This window comes from Streptomyces sp. MH60 (genome assembly GCF_002939385.1).
Taxonomy (GTDB): Bacteria; Actinomycetota; Actinomycetes; order Streptomycetales; family Streptomycetaceae; genus Streptomyces.
The window spans coordinates 38,402-52,828 of record NZ_MULI01000016.1; the positions used below are offsets into that span (position 1 = coordinate 38,402).

Consider the following 14,427-nt stretch of genomic DNA (forward strand, 5'->3'; position numbering starts at 1 on the left):
TGCTCCGTGACGAACTGCACGCGGAGGGTGTCCGGGACTGGCCGTGCTGAATTAGCGCGAGCACAGTGGGAGGGGCCGCTCCGCGGGCCGTGCTCAACGGGGTTGCAATGGTGCGAAGTTGCAGATGAATAACGGTGGACGGGGCGGGTGGGCAGTAGGTGGGCATGCCTTGAGGGGCTTATGAGCGGCTGATACGGTGCGATGGCTTGACACTCGCCTTACTGCTGGTTATTCGCCCAGGTCGGGCGGGTGCGTCAGGGGATGCCCCGGGACGCCAGCGGTCGGGCGGACACGGGCGAAGTGTCCGAAATTGCAGATGATTCTGCGCACTTGGGCGATCGGCGTCCGAGTTGATACGTGGCAGACAATTTTCTTGGTTGTACGGGGAGCGGTTGCGTGAAGATCCAGGAGCGTACGGGGGCGGGCGCGGGACGTTCCGCGGCTCCGGCTCAGCCGTCGGTCGGTGACCGGCTTCCCAGCCCCCCTCGCGAGCGCAAACCGGCGCTGGCCGCGCTGGCGGTGCTGCTGATCCTGGTGGGCGCGCTGGGCGCGACGATGCTGGTGCTGCGGGCCGGGGACCGGGTGGAGGCCATCCAGTTGACGGCCGACATCAAGGCCGGTGAGTCCATCACCGACGCCAACACCAAGTCCGTCATGGTGAACGACGACTCCGGCGCCAACTTCGTCGCCTGGTCCCAGCGCGAGAGCCTGAAGAAGCTCCAGGCCAAGTCCACCCTCTACAAGGGCACGGTCGTCGTCGGGGAGATGTTCGCCGCCAAGTCCGCCATGGAGGAGGGCAAGGCCACGGTCGGCGTCTCCCTCAAGGAGGGCCAGTACCCGAAGGGCCTGGGCTCGGGCGACAACGTCGCCGTCTACCGCGTCGGCAACAAGACCTCCGGCGGCGGCGATCAGGGCGGGGCGTCCGGTTCCGCCGGTGGCGCCGACAGCTCGCTGCTGGTCGAGCGCGCGGTGGTCGAGTCCGCCGACGCGACCTCGGGCGACAGTCTCGCCAGCACCAACCTGCCCGTCACGCTGACCGTCGACGCCGCCGACGCCGCTGCGCTGGCACAGGCCGCGTCCGCCGGCGAGGTCGCCGTCGTCCTGATCCCCGGCAACTAGAAGGCGACGCAGAAGCCATGGCCCTCATCGCCCTCGCCGCCGACAAGGGTTCCCCCGGCGTCACCACCGCGGCCGTCGCCCTCGCGGCGGTCTGGCCGCGCCGTGTCCTGCTCGCCGAGACCGACCCGGCGGGCGGCGACCTGGTGTACCGGTCGGCCGCCGCGCACGGCGGTCCGCTGAACCCGAACACCGGCATGCTGTCGATCGCCGCCACCGCGCGCCGCGGCCTCGTGCCCGACCAGCTCTGGGACCACGTACAGCCGCTCAGCGGCGGCCTCGAAGTCCTCGTCGGGCTCGGGATCTCCGAGCAGGCCGCCGGGCTCGCCGGGCTGTGGCCCACCCTCGGCCGGGCCTTCGCCTCCCTCGCCGACTCCCCGAACGCGCCCGCCGACGTCATCGCCGACTGCGGCCGTGTCAGCGGGGACTCCCCGGCCACGGAACTCTTCCCGCACGCCGCCCTGGTGCTGCTGATCTCCCGCACCGAGCCGGAGGCCATCGCCCGGGTACGGGACCGCGCCGCCGCCCTGTCCAACAAGCTGCACGGCGGAGCGCGCGGCGCCGCGAGCCTCGGCATGCCGCTGATCGGCGTCGTCCTCGTCGCCGACACCAACAGCGCCGGCAAGCTCTCCAGCCAGGTCAACGACATGCTGGTGCACGCCCAGACCGGTGCCCGCGTGGTCGGCACGATCGCCGACGACCCGGCCGGGGCCGACCAGTTGGCCGGCCGCAGGCGCGGCCGGCTGGAGAAGTCGCTGCTCATCCGCTCGGCCCGCAAGGTCACCTCGGACCTCTACCAGCAGTTCGGCGCCGCCTGGTCGATGCCCACGGGTCCGACCGGTCACGCCGGTCCCGGTGCCGCGGGCCATGCCGGTCCGGCCGGCATGTCCGGCCACGCGGGGGCCGGCCGATGACCGCTGTCGACCACTCGTTGGTCAAGCGGTTCCGGCAGGACGCCGGCGACCGCATCTCCGAGCAGCGCCGCCAGGACCAGGTCGCCGGCGTCACGCCGATGTCCACCGAGGACGAACGGCACTACGCGCGCGCCGTCATCGCGCAGATACTCGAGGAGTACGCCCGCGCCGAGATCAACGCCGGGCGCACCCCGCTGGACGCGGAGACGGAGGAGGCGTACGCGGCGGCCGTGCACGCCGCGCTCTTCGGTGTCGGGCGGCTGCAACCGCTGCTCGACGACCCCGAGGTCGAGAACATCGACATCAACGGCTGCGACCACGTCTTCGTCGGCTACTCCGACGGGCGCGAGATGCGCGGCGAGCCGGTCGCCGAGACCGACGAGGAGCTCATCGAGCTGATCCAGATCCTCGGCGCCTACTCGGGCCTCTCCTCCCGCCCCTTCGACTCCGCCAACCCGCAGCTGGACCTCAGGCTGCCCGACGGTTCGCGTCTGTCGGCGGTCATGGACGTCGCCCGGCGCCCGGCGCTCTCCATCCGCCGCGCCCGCCTGGGCAAGGTCTTCATCTCCGACCTGGTCGGCAACGGCACCCTCACCCCCGAGCTGGGCCACTTCCTGGCCTGCGCGGTCCGGGCCCGCAAGAACATCATGATCGCGGGGGCCACCAACGCCGGAAAGACGACGCTGCTGCGCGCCCTCGCCAACGAGATCCCGCCGCACGAGCGGCTGATCACGGTGGAGCGCGCGCTGGAGCTGGGCCTCGACACCTTCCCCGAACTCCACCCCAACGTCGTGGCGTTCGAGGAGCGGCTGCCCAACTCCGAGGGACAGGGCGCCATCGGCATGGCGGAACTGGTCCGCCGTTCGCTGCGTATGAACCCCTCCCGCGTCATCGTCGGTGAGGTGCTCGGCGACGAGATCGTCACCATGCTGAACGCGATGTCGCAGGGCAACGACGGCTCGCTCTCCACGATCCACGCCAACAGCTCGCACGAGGTCTTCAACCGCATCTCCACGTACGCGCTCCAGGCGACCGAGCGGCTGCCGATCGAGGCCAGCCAGATGCTGGTGGCCGGCGCCGTCAACTTCGTCGTCTTCGTCCAGCGGCGCAACGACTTCCAGAGCGGCGGCCGCCTCCAGCGCACGGTCACCTCGGTCCGCGAGGTCAACGGCGTCGACGGCCGCGTGCTGTCCAGCGAGGTGTTCGCCGAAGCGCCCGACGGCCAGGTCGTGCCGCACGCCCCCATCGCCTGCCTGGAGGATCTCATCGCCTACGGCTACCGGCCCAACGGAACGTGGGGGTGACGGGGAGGATGCGGATGACCACACTCGCGGCACCGGATTCGCTCGGCTCCATGGGCGGACTGTTCTCGCCCACCGTCCTGTACGCGCTCGGCTGCGGTGTCGCCGTCGGCGGCGGCCTCGCCCTCCTCCTGATCGCGGTACGCGGACTGCCCGCCAAGCCCGAGCACGAGAAGCGACAGGCCAGCGAGCGCGTCAACGAGCTGGTCCGCTGGGCGGGCCGGCGCGGCTCCGCCGCGGCCCTCGTCGGCCTCGCCGTCCTGCTCCTGACCCGCTGGGCGGTGCTCGGCATCGCGGCCGGTGTCCTCGTCTTCTTCTGGGACCGCCTCTTCGGCGGTGCCTCCGAGGAACGCGCCGCCATGAAGCGGGTCGAGGCCCTCGCCTCCTGGACGGAGTCGCTGCGCGACACCATCGCGGGCGCGGTCGGCCTGGAGCAGGCCATCCCCGCCTCGGCCCGCGCCGCCGCCCCGGTCCTGCGGCCCCACCTGGACGCCCTGGTCGACCGGCTGCGCTCGCGCACCCCGCTGCCCGACGCGCTCCAGCACCTCGCCGACGAGATCGACGACGCGTCCGCCGACATCATCGTCGCGGCGCTGATCCTCAACGCGCGGCTGCGCGGCCCGGGTCTGCGGCAGGTCCTCGGCGCGCTCGCCAAGTCGGCGCGCGAGGAGGTCGACATGCGCCAGCGCGTGATGGCGCAGCGCGCCTCGACCCGCCGGTCCGTGCAGATCGTGGTGGCGGTGTCGGTCCTCTTCGTCCTCGGCCTGTCCATCTTCAACCGGGACTTCGTCGAGCCGTACGGCTCACCCGTCGGCCAGCTCGTCCTGGCCTGCGTGTGCGGGCTGTTCGCGCTGGGCTTCTGGTGGCTGCGCAAGCTGTCGACCATCGAGACGCCGGAACGCTTCCTGGTCCGCGACGGCTCCGACGTCCAGTTCGTACGCCCCCGCACGCCGGGACAGCCGGGCCCCTCCGGCCAGCCGGGACAGCCCGTGCAGCGCCTGCCGCAACCGGCGCAGCCGTCGCCGGCGTCTGGGGACGAGGGGGTACGACGATGAATCTGACCATGCCGGTCCTGGTCGGCGCCGTCATCGGCCTGGGCATCTACGCCCTGGTCCGGGCCCTGATGCCGAGCAGACGCAGCCCGATCCAGCAGGTCGCCCGGATCGACGCCATGCGGGCACGTGGAGCGGCGTACGAGTCGTCCCGCGCGGCGAAGGACACCAGCCGTCTCGGTTCGCTGCGGGCCCAGGTCGGCGCCCGGGTCGCCGAGCTGTACCTCCAGCAGGGCTGGGAGCAGCGCTCGCTGCGCGCGGACCTCGCGGTCCTCGACCGCAGCTGGGAGAAGTTCCTGGCGACGAAGGCGCTGCTGGCCGCGGGCGGGCTGTTCTTCGGCCCGTTCCTGTTCGCCATCGTGTGGCAGCTGGGCTTCGGCAGCAGCCCGATCATCCCGGTCTGGCTGGCCCTGCTCTGCGCCGCGCTCTTCTTCTTCCTCCCCGACCTGGAGGTCCGCAGGGACGCCGCCGAGAAGCGCCGTGACCTGCGGCGCGTGATCGGCGCCTATCTGGACCTGGTCTCCATGAGCCTGGCCGGCGGACGTGGTCTGCCGGAGGCGCTGATGGCGGCGGCCGAGGTGTCGGACGGCTGGGCCACCCACCGCATCCGCAACGCGCTGGCCGACGCGCGCATCACCGGCATCAGCCAGTGGCAGGCGCTGGGCCAGCTCGGCGAGGACCTGGGCGTCGAGGAACTCAAGGACCTCTCCGCCTCGCTCGCCCTGGTGGCGGACGACGGCGCCAAGGTCCGCGAGTCCCTCGCCTCCCGCGCCGAGACCATGCGCCACCGCGAACTCTCCGAGATCGAGGGCAGCGCGGGTGAGAAGTCCCAGTCGATGCTCGTGGCCCAGCTCCTGCTGTGCGCCGGGTTCCTGGTGTTCCTGATCTATCCGGCGGCGATGAGGGTGTTCCAGGTGTGACGCAGCTTTCCCCGCACCCGCCCCGGACCCGATCCAGCAGCATCGAGCGGCTTCGCTCCCCGAACTGATACGAGAGGACAGAACCCACCATGAACGGACGGAACTTCCGCACCGGCACCACGGGCATCGTGCCCGTCGACTTCCTGATCACCTACCTGCGGGCCCGCGTGGACCGCGCCCGCTCCGGCGAACTGGACCGCGGCGCCTCCGCGGTCGAGTGGGTCATCATCTCCGCGGTCGTCGTCGCGATCGTCGGCGTGGTGGCCGCCATCATCAACGCCGCGCTCAGCGACGGCGCCAACAAGGTCGGCGACTGCATCAAGGGCGCGGACGCGGGCAAGACCTGCTGACGGCCGTACGCGGCTGTACGGCTCTACGGCTATGGGCGCTGACGGGGACGACGTGACGGGACAGACGGGGACGAGGACGCCGGGCGCTGTGCACGGCGTGCTCTGGGGCGCACTCGGGAGCGTGCACAGACGGGTGCGCCGCAGGGTGGACGCCGCGCGGGAGGCCGCGACCACCCGCGGTGACGACTCCGGCATGACCGCGATCGAGTTCGTGCTGCTCACTCCGGTCCTGTTCTTCATGATCTTCGCGACGGTGCAGTTCGGTCTGTACTTCTTCGCCGACCACGTGGCGCAGGCCGCGGCCCAGGCGGGCGCGCGCAAGGCCCGCGCGACGGCCGATGCCCAGCCCGGCGCGTGGCGGGGCGAGGCCCAGGACGTGGTCGACAGCTACATCCGCCAACTCGGCCCGCAACTGGTCCTGTCACCCGACGTGAAGACCGTGCAGCCCGAGCAGAACACCGTCGGAGTGGAGATCACGGCCCGCATCCCCACGGTCTTCCCGGGCCTGGACCTGACGGTGCACGCACAGTCGATGGGCCCGGTCGAGCGCTTCGTGCAGGAGGGGGGCAACTAGATGGACCTCTCCCGCCTCAGGGGCAGCCGACCGCGGGGGGACGAGGGTGACCGGGGCCTGTCCACCATCGAGGTGGTCATCCTGGCCCCCGTGATGATCCTCTTCATCCTCGTCCTGGTGGCCTTCGGCCAGCTGGTCGACGGCCGCGGCGCACTCGACGGCGCCGCCAGGGACGCGGCCCGCGCGGGCTCGATCCAGAAGGACCACGGTACGGCGATCGCGGAGGCGAAGAAGGCCGCCGAGGCGAACCTCTCGGACGTCTGCTCCGGCCCGGTCTCGGTCGTCCAGAAGAGCGCGGGCTTCGAACCGGACACCCTCTTCACGGTCGAGGTGAGCTGCGAGGTACGCGGCCTGGCCTCGATCGGCCTGGACATCCCCACCACCCTGTCGGCGACCTTCAGTTCCCCGCTGGACCCGTACCGGAGGACGGCGTGAGATCTCTGGTACGCGCGTGGCTCGCGGACCGGCGCACCCGGCTGGACGACCGCGGCTCGGGCGCCGGCGCGGTCATCATCTTCGCGCTGGTCTTCCTGTCCCTCTCGGCCTTCGTCATCGACGGCGGCATGTCCATCTCCAAGCGCGAACGCGCCGCGGACATCGCCGAACAGGCTGCCCGCTACGCCGCCCAGGACATCGACCGCGAGGCCCTCTACGACGACGTGGGCGGCCCCGCCCCCATCAACTACGAGAACTGCAACGCCCGCGTGAAGGCGTTCGCCGCCGAGATGGACATGACCGGCGCGGACATCGCCGCGACCCACTGCGTCACGGCCGACGCGGCCCAGGTACAGGTCGAGGTCCAGCTCACCTACTCCCCGGTCTTCACCGGCATGTTCTACGGCGGCGACGTGGTGGTCCACGGCCAGGCGGTGGCGGAGAACGAGGTGGGCTGACCGGGCGCCATCGGCAGGCGCCGGTCCACTGGTGTCCTTGCCGGTCCTCAGCAGAAGTACTTGCGGACCTCCCGCTGAGAGGTCCCCGACTTGCGCCACTGCGCGGCCAGGTGTGAGGCCAGCAGAACGAAATCGTCGTCGGCGTCCACCGAATGGAACGTCCCGTCCTGGAGATCCAGCCGACGCACCCCGACGGGGCGACCGTCCTCGTCGGCCGGACGGACGGAACCCGACTCTCGGTCCAACAGGAGATGCAGAACGGCATCGTCGTTGACCTCTGCCCGGAACAGGAATGTGGAGGAGGAGACACCCCGCACGAAGGTCAGGCGCAGAGAGAAGGCCATCGCCAGCACCGGCCTCCGAAGGCGCTACTTGGCCCCACCGCCACCTTTGCTTCCTTTCCGCTTGTCCTCCGTCTTCACGGCGTCGTTGACCTTCTTGGTGAGGTCGTCGTCGAGCTTCTTGAACTCGCGGACCACGGCGTCCGACATGCTGGCGAGGGCGTCGATCTGCTGGGTGATGTCCTCGCGGCCGTCCTCCCAGTTGGACTCGAAGTCGTCGAGCGCGTCGTTGACGCTGCCGTCGCCGATGTCGTCCTTGTAGGACTCGAAGAGCTTCTTGGTGTGGTTCAGCCGCGTCTTGAGCGACCGCAGCTGGCGACCGTAGTCCTCCAACTCGGTCAACGGGATCGCGAGGTCGCTCTTGCCCATGGCCCGATGTCCTTTCTGCGGATCAGACGAAACGGAACGTACCGGTCACAGCGTCGAAGATGTCGTGGAACGCCTCGGCGAGATCCAGCACCGGGCTGGCTCCGGAGACGAGGACGACCTGGTCGGTGGTTCCCGGGACGGGGATGTACGTCTGCGTCAGCACCATACGAAGCGTACGACTGTCGCCCTGCGCGACGGGCACGTCTTCCACGCCGTACGTCCGCGCGGCCGGGCCCACTTCAGGGATGTCGACGGTCGTCACCTTGCGCCAGGCATCGCCCTCGCGGCGCGCGGTGATCGTCCGCAGGCTGCCGGCGATGGCCCGGGGATCGGTGGACAGGGCGACCCCCTGCTCGTTCTTGGCGCCGAGGACGGACACGGTGACGGTCGCGGAGAGCGGGACGCCGTCGAAGTTCTCGGCCATGCAGCCCAGGTAAAGGGCTCCGGAGTCGTGAGCGTCCTTAGCCATCTTTCGGAGCATGGCGGTCAGGTCGGTGCGGTAGGGGGCCAATTCCGGTGTCTCTCGGACACGTTCATCGACCATTGTCCGTACCGTGGCCTCACGCCCCTCCGGGCGTATATCAAATTCCCACCAGGAATCCGGAACTGCCAGCGAGAAGCTGGGCATCGATTTACCATTCCCTTTCTGCCCGCTCTGTGAATCATTAATCGAGGGTCATGCCAAGATCTTCTGTCGCGATCGTGACGAGCCTGTTTTCTGGAACCTTCGGTGGTGAGTAGTTTGCGTCTCGGATGTGCGTGACGAATTGATCGGGCAGGGCGACGTGATGGTGGGAAACGTAATATGACAAGTCTCCGCGCCAGATCCATTCGCCGTCAGTGTACAAAGAGCCGATGCCGGTCAAGAGTTGACCATCGGGGTCCAGTACATCTGGCCCCGCACTCATTTCGCTCCAGATCTCAGTACCGTTCAGCAGGTAGGAGACGATTCCTGCTTCGTCCGTCTCGCCCGAAGGCCGTACTGCGTCTCTGATCGAACCGCTCTCAGGGAGCCCCCATCCAGGGCTGAGTTCTGAAAAGAAACCTACCGGGCTAATCATGTGGGCTCCATATGTTTACTGAGGCTCACGCCATGGGCAGGAAGGTGAGCCATGACCCGTTGTCCTTGATTTGCGGGGTGAAGGGGCCGTCTCCAAAGGAGGGAACACCAACTGCGTTGGTCGGGGCCTTGACGGGAACCCCCAAAGAGTTGGCCATGTGCTGGATCGCTTCGGGCTGAGCCGTCCCGGAATGACAGGTGAGCATTCGGACGGGCTCGCCATTGTAGCCCGGTATGCGATTGATCGTGTCGAGGACGTGGTTGGGATGCACGTCGTGTCCGCCCGCTCGCTGTCCTGCTCGGTTGACCTGGCCGGCAACCATTCGGCCATCGGTCGTGCCGTGAATGATGACATCCTGGTAGCCGGGCAGTCGCTCCGCGACATCGAAATTGCGGAGGGTTGCCGGGTCATATCCGATAGCAGTTGCCCCCGGCTTGTGATAGATGGGCATGTCGGACGGCAGGGCGTCGTCTGCTGGTCGGCCAGGCGGAGCGACGTGGGGTGAGTCTGCTTTCCACCATCGGCTCTTTCCCATCATGCTGAACAGCGAGAAGCGCACGTTTTTCAGGTTGCGTACGCTGTTGGCGAGGTTCTTCAAACCACCACCGATGCCACCAGGCGCCGGCGCCGAGTGCCTTCAGACCGCCCGCCTTCCACAGCTTGCCTAGCTTTGCGAGGCTGGTGAAGCCCTTGGTGGCGGGTATGCAGTCCAAGGCGGCCCATAGGAGATCGCCCCAGCCCGCCTCACCTTTGATGACTTTTCTTATCGTGTCCGCCATCACGACAAGCGCCGCCGCGAAGACCAACCAGCCCAGCGGGCCGCCCACGATCATCACGATGATGCCGACGATCGTCACCACCCACTTGCATATGGTGACGATCTCGTCCCAGTGGTCGGAGACCCAGTCGCCGATCTCCTCCCACCAGTGCCGGTTCGGGATGCCGGCGTCGGAGGCCTCCCGGAGCTTGGTCACCGTCCGGCGAGCGGCCTCCTCGCGCAGCCCCTTCGCCTGACCGGCCAGCCTCTTGGCCGCGTCGAGGGCGCTTTGAGCACCCTCCACGTTCCGCTCGGCCGCCGCCTGGCGGGCCTTCGCATGCTGAGCGTCGCGGGTGGCGCGGCGGACGTCGGCCTCGTCGGGCTTGGGCACGTCCTTGCCGCCGTTTTTGGCCGGGTCGTACGAGTCGGTCTTCTCGGTCGCCCTGCGCACCCAGTCCTCGGCACCGGTCAGCGCGGTCTGAGCGGTGCTGAGTTCCTCACGAGCCTTGCGTCCGTCACGCAGCGCCTTGTCGGCCTTCTCCTGAGCGTCCTGTAGGTCGGGCCAGAAGGTAGCCAGCGCATCGCCCGCCAGGTTGTACGACTTGTTCAGCTTGCGCAGCTTCTTCGGGGCGTCCTCGAACTCCTCGGCGAACACCTCCGCCGTCTTGCCCGCCCAGGAGAGGATCTCCTCTTCCTTGGCGATGCCCTTGAGGCCGCGCAGGACGTCGGACACGTCGTCGGCGAAGTCGTGCAGAGTGCCGGCGAGTTTGCGAATGCGGTCCGGATCGCCCGGTGTCGGGTCCTTGTCCAGGTCGAGTACGTGCCAGTCCGCCGGCCTGTGCGACACCGTGTTCTCCCCGTGCACGTGCGATGCCTCCGCTTAGAACGCGCGTCTGAACTTATCGCACCTGATCGGGCTGCCGGTCAGACAGTGGTCCTCTTGAGGCTCTGGACGAGGGCGGTGAAAGAGCCGACCGGGACGGTGAGTGTGCCCTGGGAGGGCGCCTTCGAGTCGCGTATGGCTATGCGGGTGTACAGGTCTGCGATCTCCACGCAGGTATTGCCGTCGCCTCCCTCGGAGTAGGAGGACTTCCGCCAGCGGGGGCGTACGGTCACGGTCCCGTACCTCACAATTCCTTCGCCAGGTGGTGGATGAAATCACGCGTCCGGTTGGGATCGAGTGACGCCTGCTCCACCTTACGAAACAGCGTTCGAAAGCGCTCCAGTTGGGACTGGGCGTCCAGGAACGCCGTGCCGTTGGGGGAGTCGCGAAGCACGGTGTCCAGCTGAGCGAGGGGTCCGCCCACATGCATCATGGCGGCGCTGGCGCCGGCGAAGTGATCGGTGTCGAACGGGATGACCCGCACCGTGACGTGTTCCCTCTCCGACTCGTCCAGGAGCCTGCGCAACTGCGCTCGCGACACTCCGCGGTCGCCCACACGGATGCGGAGCGCGGCTTCGTGGACCACGGTCTCGTAGGCCGCGGGAGCCTCGCGCTCGATCACCGCACGGCGTCTCAGGCGATGCTCCACGCGTGGTCTCAGCTCGCTGTCCGGCAACTCCGGCACCATGTAACCGAAGACCGCGCGTGCGTAGTCGGGCGTCTGTAGCAGCCCCGGGACATGAGTGATCACGACCTCGTGCAGGAACGTCGCGTGGTGTTCCAACTCGGCGACGTCCAAGAAAACCGGAGGCAGGATTCCGCGGAAGTCCTCCCACCAGCCCTGAGTGCGATCGGTTGCCATTGCCACCAAGGCGTCGACCAGGGCTTCGTCGGCGCAGGCGTAGTGAGCGGCCAGCCGTCGCACACGCTCCTCGCTCGCCCCGGCGAAGCCTGCCTCAACCTGGCTCATCTGGGCCGAAGTCGAGCTGATCAGCCCCGCCACCTCGCGCGCTTTGAGCCCGGCGGCCTCGCGCAACCTGCGCAGTTCGGTACCCAGACGTACCTGCCGCGCCGTTGGCCGACTCCTTGGCGCCACGTGCTTCCTCCGGGCCTCAACTCGTCTGTCGCCGTACCGCTTACGGGGTCAGATTAGAGCAACGGCTTGCGTGGGCAAAAATTTTTGCTCTACCGTCGGTGATGCGACGCACACGGAGTGCTGTTGATCTGCCGGAAGTGCACCGCGCCGTCCTGACCGTGACGGTTGCGGCGATGCCACCTGCCTCCCCCTCTCACCGAACGGAGTCCCCCATGCCCGAATCCGAGCCCGTCGACCCGGCGGCCCCCTGGGAGTACACCCTCTACATCCCGAACGACCTGCGTGCCGTCACCGTCTGTCGCCGCACCCTGCGCCTGATCCTCACCATGCACGGCCTCATCCGCCTTGTGGACACCGCCGAGCTGCTCGCGACCGAGCTGGTCGCCAACGCCGTACGGCACACAAAGGGGCCCGCCGCGCTGCGGGTGCGATGGGCGGCTGGGGTGCTGCGAGTCGGGGCGTGGGACGCCGACCCGGGGCCGCCGGAGCCGCCCGGGAACCTGGACGCGCTCACGGAGGCAGAGGAGGGGCGCGGCCTCGCGCTCGTGCGGGCGTGTGCGGACCTGTGGGGGTGGCAGCCGCTGGCCAGGGGCGGGAACCGGGGCAAGTACGTGTGGTGTGACCTTGTCGCGGCGTAGCGGGTCGATCAGGCCGTACAGGAGTGGGAGGCCGCGTGCCTAGGAGGATCCGTTACTTCTTCGACAACCCCGTGGCTCTGCAGGTGCGCGAGGAAGGCCGGGTGGAGGGCCGGATCGAGGAGCGTGCCCGGATGACGCTCCGCATTCTCGAATGGCGGGACATCCCGGTGTGCTTCGCTCTGCGGGAGCGTGTGCTCGACTGCTGGGACCTCGGCCAGCTCGAAGTGTGGGCGCGGCGTGCGCTGACCGTGGAGCGGGCCGAGGAGCTGTTCAGCGGTTGATGGACTGGATCTCCTGGACTTCCATGTCCTGGGTCGTCTCGAAGGTGCCGTCCGGCAGGTCGCCCTGGGCGCCGCCGGTGCCCTCCCAGGAGATCTCCCAGGTGATCGAGGCGCTCAGCTGGTACGGCTCGCCGTTCGATGCCCGGAGGTAGCGGATGCCGCAGGGTGGGGTCTGGTCGGCCTTGCCCTTCGTGTACGGCGTACCGATGGAGCCGTCGGCGTTGATCTCGCAGTCGCCGGAGGCGGGGAAGGTCTCGGCGTCGGCCGTGCCGGGCTCCAGGTGGAGGGCGACGGGCTTCGCGGTCGTCTCCGCCCACAGCCCCGTGTTGGGCAGCTCCGCCCGGACCTTGACCTCCTTGAAGGTGCCCTTGTCCAGCCAGACCCAGGTGGGGAGGTTCACGGTGGACTTGGCGGCCGGCTTCGCCTCGATCTCGGTGGCGGGGACCTCGACCTTGTCGTAGGCGTACTCCGCGAGGGTCTGCGGAGTCGGTGCATTCGGGTCGTCGGGGATCTCGCCCGCGTCCTGCCAGAACATGAGCCTGTTGCAGAGGGACGTATCGTCGAGGCCGGCAAGCCGCGGAGCGACTCCGCGCCAGAAGTAGCCCTTCTTGCCCAGGTTGTAGTCCTTGTAGCCCTTCACCGACGACGGGGTCCCGAAATAGTTGGGCGCGTCCTTGCCGTCCTTGAAGTGATCGGTCCACAACTGCGACCCGTACCACCCCTGGCGGAGGCTGACGTCACCACCGGCATCGTGCTCCGCGAAGTCCTTGAGTTCCTCAGGAGTGAACACCGGTTCGTACCAGCAGGGCGGCGGTTCCCAGTTGACGTCGGTTGCGCTCAGGCTTCCCCGTTTGCCGCCCGTCGGGCCACTTACCTGCGTGACCCTGATGCTGGTGCGCTGGGCCGAGGCGGTCAGTTCCTTGCCCTCGGCCTCGCCTCTCGTGTCGGATCCGCCGAAAGCGTGGGCGGGAGCGGAGTACACCAGGACGGTGGCCAGTGACGCGGCGATCACCGGCAAGCCCCTGTGCCAGGCCCTCACTTCGCGCACTCGCCCCTCTCCGAACGGACGGAGGCGTTCTGCCACACGCCCTGGCTGCTCTTGCGGAGGGTTACCAGGTAATACACCTCGGGATCCATGTCCTTGGGATTCCCTTCGACCTTCCCGGTCTTCCGGTGCTTCGTGTACGCGTCGGTCTCGTTCGTGCAGTAGCCGAGAGACGCCGTGCTGCCGTCGTCGAGCAGGCTGACCTTGGGGTCGAAGACCGGCAGTTTGCCAATGACCGTCACGTTCTTGTCGGTGTACGACTTGATCCACTTCTTGCTCTGCGCGTGGCCTGAGTCAGTGTCGTAGAAGGCGACGGCTTCGCTGTCGGGGTCGTTGGCGATGATCGCGGCGTATCCCGCCCGCAGCTCTTCCTTGGCGTCGTTGAGAACAGCCTGCTCCTTGGCGTCGCTGCTCTTCCAGTTTTCGAAGGTCAGTTGGAAGCTGCTGGGAAGCTCGATCGCCGGACGCTCGACGCCGGGTGATGTGGAGGGGGAGGCCGACTCCGATGCCGAAGGACTCCCTGTCTCCGCCCCCTTGATGTCGTCCGGTGAGGACTCGTCTCCGCCGCAGGCGGTCAGGAGAAGGGCCGCCGTCGCGGCGAAGGTGGCGGCGGTCATGGTGAGGGCGCTGCGGGCCACTGGTGTTCCCCCCGGGGTACGACGTGTGCGACAGGGAACGAAGCTACCAGGGAGGCGTGCGCGGCCTCTGGCCGGTTTTCGGGGATTGTGTGCGGAGTGTGAAGGGGGTGCCCGCAGAAGCGGGCAAACCACATGAAGCGGGCGGAAGTTGTGAGGTGGGCCTCGCTCGCCCCTTCGCCGCTGTCGGTGGGAGTCCAT

21 protein-coding genes are annotated in these 14,427 nt (G+C 68.5%); 11 read left to right on the plus strand and 10 right to left on the minus strand.

Annotated elements, in window-relative coordinates; genetic code table 11:
- Positions 1 to 396 precede the first annotated feature (396 nt).
- From BZZ08_RS13375 to BZZ08_RS13415, 9 genes are all read left to right on the plus strand, one after another.
- A complete protein-coding gene (locus tag BZZ08_RS13375; RefSeq protein WP_104632414.1) occupies positions 397 to 1,119 on the plus strand; it encodes a hypothetical protein in 723 nt (240 codons plus the stop codon).
- Positions 1,120 to 1,136: 17 nt separating this feature from the next.
- Positions 1,137 to 2,030 (plus strand): hypothetical protein, encoded by an 894-nt coding sequence (locus tag BZZ08_RS13380; RefSeq protein ID WP_104632415.1) that lies wholly within the window; start codon positions 1,137 to 1,139, stop codon positions 2,028 to 2,030.
- Positions 2,027 to 3,334, plus strand: coding sequence for a CpaF family protein (locus BZZ08_RS13385; RefSeq protein ID WP_104632416.1), 1,308 nt, complete (start codon positions 2,027 to 2,029; stop codon positions 3,332 to 3,334). The genes BZZ08_RS13380 and BZZ08_RS13385 overlap by 4 nt, the downstream gene beginning before the upstream one ends.
- Positions 3,335 to 3,384: 50 nt before the next feature.
- On the plus strand, positions 3,385 to 4,386 hold the full coding sequence (locus BZZ08_RS13390; protein WP_198601456.1) for a type II secretion system F family protein: 1,002 nt from the start codon (positions 3,385 to 3,387) through the stop codon (positions 4,384 to 4,386).
- Positions 4,383 to 5,303: a type II secretion system F family protein gene (locus BZZ08_RS13395; RefSeq protein ID WP_198601453.1), complete on the plus strand. Its 921-nt coding sequence runs from the start codon at positions 4,383 to 4,385 to the stop codon at positions 5,301 to 5,303. Before BZZ08_RS13390 ends, BZZ08_RS13395 begins: the two co-directional genes overlap by 4 nt.
- A gap of 89 nt (positions 5,304 to 5,392) precedes the next feature.
- A complete protein-coding gene (locus BZZ08_RS13400) occupies positions 5,393 to 5,653 on the plus strand; it encodes a hypothetical protein (protein ID WP_104632418.1) in 261 nt (86 codons plus the stop codon).
- 193 nt (positions 5,654 to 5,846) lie between these two features.
- The gene (locus tag BZZ08_RS13405; RefSeq protein WP_241965470.1) at positions 5,847 to 6,227 is read left to right on the plus strand and encodes a TadE family protein; all 381 of its coding nucleotides are present in this window, start codon (positions 5,847 to 5,849) and stop codon (positions 6,225 to 6,227) included.
- Positions 6,228 to 6,662: a TadE/TadG family type IV pilus assembly protein gene (locus BZZ08_RS13410; protein ID WP_104632419.1), complete on the plus strand. Its 435-nt coding sequence runs from the start codon at positions 6,228 to 6,230 to the stop codon at positions 6,660 to 6,662.
- Positions 6,659 to 7,120 (plus strand): TadE/TadG family type IV pilus assembly protein, encoded by a 462-nt coding sequence (locus BZZ08_RS13415; protein ID WP_104632420.1) that lies wholly within the window; start codon positions 6,659 to 6,661, stop codon positions 7,118 to 7,120. Before BZZ08_RS13410 ends, BZZ08_RS13415 begins: the two co-directional genes overlap by 4 nt.
- Before the next feature lie 47 nt (positions 7,121 to 7,167).
- On the opposite strand, the gene BZZ08_RS13420 is transcribed toward BZZ08_RS13415, so the two are convergent.
- From BZZ08_RS13420 to whiJ, 8 genes are read right to left on the minus strand one after another with little or no spacing between them, the layout of a single operon-like run.
- Positions 7,168 to 7,464 carry a hypothetical protein gene (locus BZZ08_RS13420; RefSeq protein ID WP_133169196.1) on the minus strand — a complete coding sequence of 99 codons (297 nt, stop codon included), beginning with the start codon at positions 7,462 to 7,464 and terminating at the stop codon, positions 7,168 to 7,170.
- A gap of 24 nt (positions 7,465 to 7,488) precedes the next feature.
- On the minus strand, positions 7,489 to 7,830 hold the full coding sequence (locus BZZ08_RS13425; protein ID WP_104632422.1) for a hypothetical protein: 342 nt from the start codon (positions 7,828 to 7,830) through the stop codon (positions 7,489 to 7,491).
- A 22-nt stretch (positions 7,831 to 7,852) separates the two neighbouring features.
- Positions 7,853 to 8,458, minus strand: coding sequence for a hypothetical protein (locus BZZ08_RS13430; RefSeq protein ID WP_104632423.1), 606 nt, complete (start codon positions 8,456 to 8,458; stop codon positions 7,853 to 7,855).
- 37 nt (positions 8,459 to 8,495) lie between these two features.
- Positions 8,496 to 8,891 (minus strand): hypothetical protein, encoded by a 396-nt coding sequence (locus tag BZZ08_RS39515; protein WP_241965464.1) that lies wholly within the window; start codon positions 8,889 to 8,891, stop codon positions 8,496 to 8,498.
- A gap of 25 nt (positions 8,892 to 8,916) precedes the next feature.
- Positions 8,917 to 9,342, minus strand: a complete 426-nt coding sequence (locus tag BZZ08_RS39520; RefSeq protein ID WP_241965465.1) for a hypothetical protein — start codon at positions 9,340 to 9,342, stop codon at positions 8,917 to 8,919.
- A complete protein-coding gene (locus BZZ08_RS13440) occupies positions 9,299 to 10,513 on the minus strand; it encodes a putative T7SS-secreted protein (protein ID WP_241965466.1) in 1,215 nt (404 codons plus the stop codon). The genes BZZ08_RS39520 and BZZ08_RS13440 overlap by 44 nt, the downstream gene beginning before the upstream one ends.
- A gap of 59 nt (positions 10,514 to 10,572) precedes the next feature.
- Positions 10,573 to 10,764: a DUF397 domain-containing protein gene (locus BZZ08_RS13445; RefSeq protein WP_104632485.1), complete on the minus strand. Its 192-nt coding sequence runs from the start codon at positions 10,762 to 10,764 to the stop codon at positions 10,573 to 10,575.
- 11 nt (positions 10,765 to 10,775) lie between these two features.
- Positions 10,776 to 11,627, minus strand: coding sequence for a transcriptional regulator WhiJ (gene whiJ, locus BZZ08_RS13450; RefSeq protein WP_104632425.1), 852 nt, complete (start codon positions 11,625 to 11,627; stop codon positions 10,776 to 10,778).
- Positions 11,628 to 11,839: 212 nt separating this feature from the next.
- Here whiJ and BZZ08_RS13455 point away from each other — a divergent pair, with 212 nt between their 5' ends.
- Positions 11,840 to 12,265 carry an ATP-binding protein gene (locus BZZ08_RS13455; protein WP_104632426.1) on the plus strand — a complete coding sequence of 142 codons (426 nt, stop codon included), beginning with the start codon at positions 11,840 to 11,842 and terminating at the stop codon, positions 12,263 to 12,265.
- Positions 12,266 to 12,300: 35 nt separating this feature from the next.
- Entirely contained in the window at positions 12,301 to 12,546 is a 246-nt protein-coding gene (locus BZZ08_RS13460; protein WP_241965467.1) for a hypothetical protein, read from the plus strand.
- Here the strand turns inward: BZZ08_RS13460 and BZZ08_RS13465 are convergent.
- The gene (locus BZZ08_RS13465) at positions 12,536 to 13,558 is read right to left on the minus strand and encodes a hypothetical protein (protein WP_104632427.1); all 1,023 of its coding nucleotides are present in this window, start codon (positions 13,556 to 13,558) and stop codon (positions 12,536 to 12,538) included. The two genes, BZZ08_RS13460 and BZZ08_RS13465, sit on opposite strands and share 11 nt — an antisense overlap.
- Before the next feature lie 23 nt (positions 13,559 to 13,581).
- Positions 13,582 to 14,208 carry a hypothetical protein gene (locus BZZ08_RS13470; protein ID WP_241965468.1) on the minus strand — a complete coding sequence of 209 codons (627 nt, stop codon included), beginning with the start codon at positions 14,206 to 14,208 and terminating at the stop codon, positions 13,582 to 13,584.
- Positions 14,209 to 14,427: the final 219 nt, after the last annotated feature.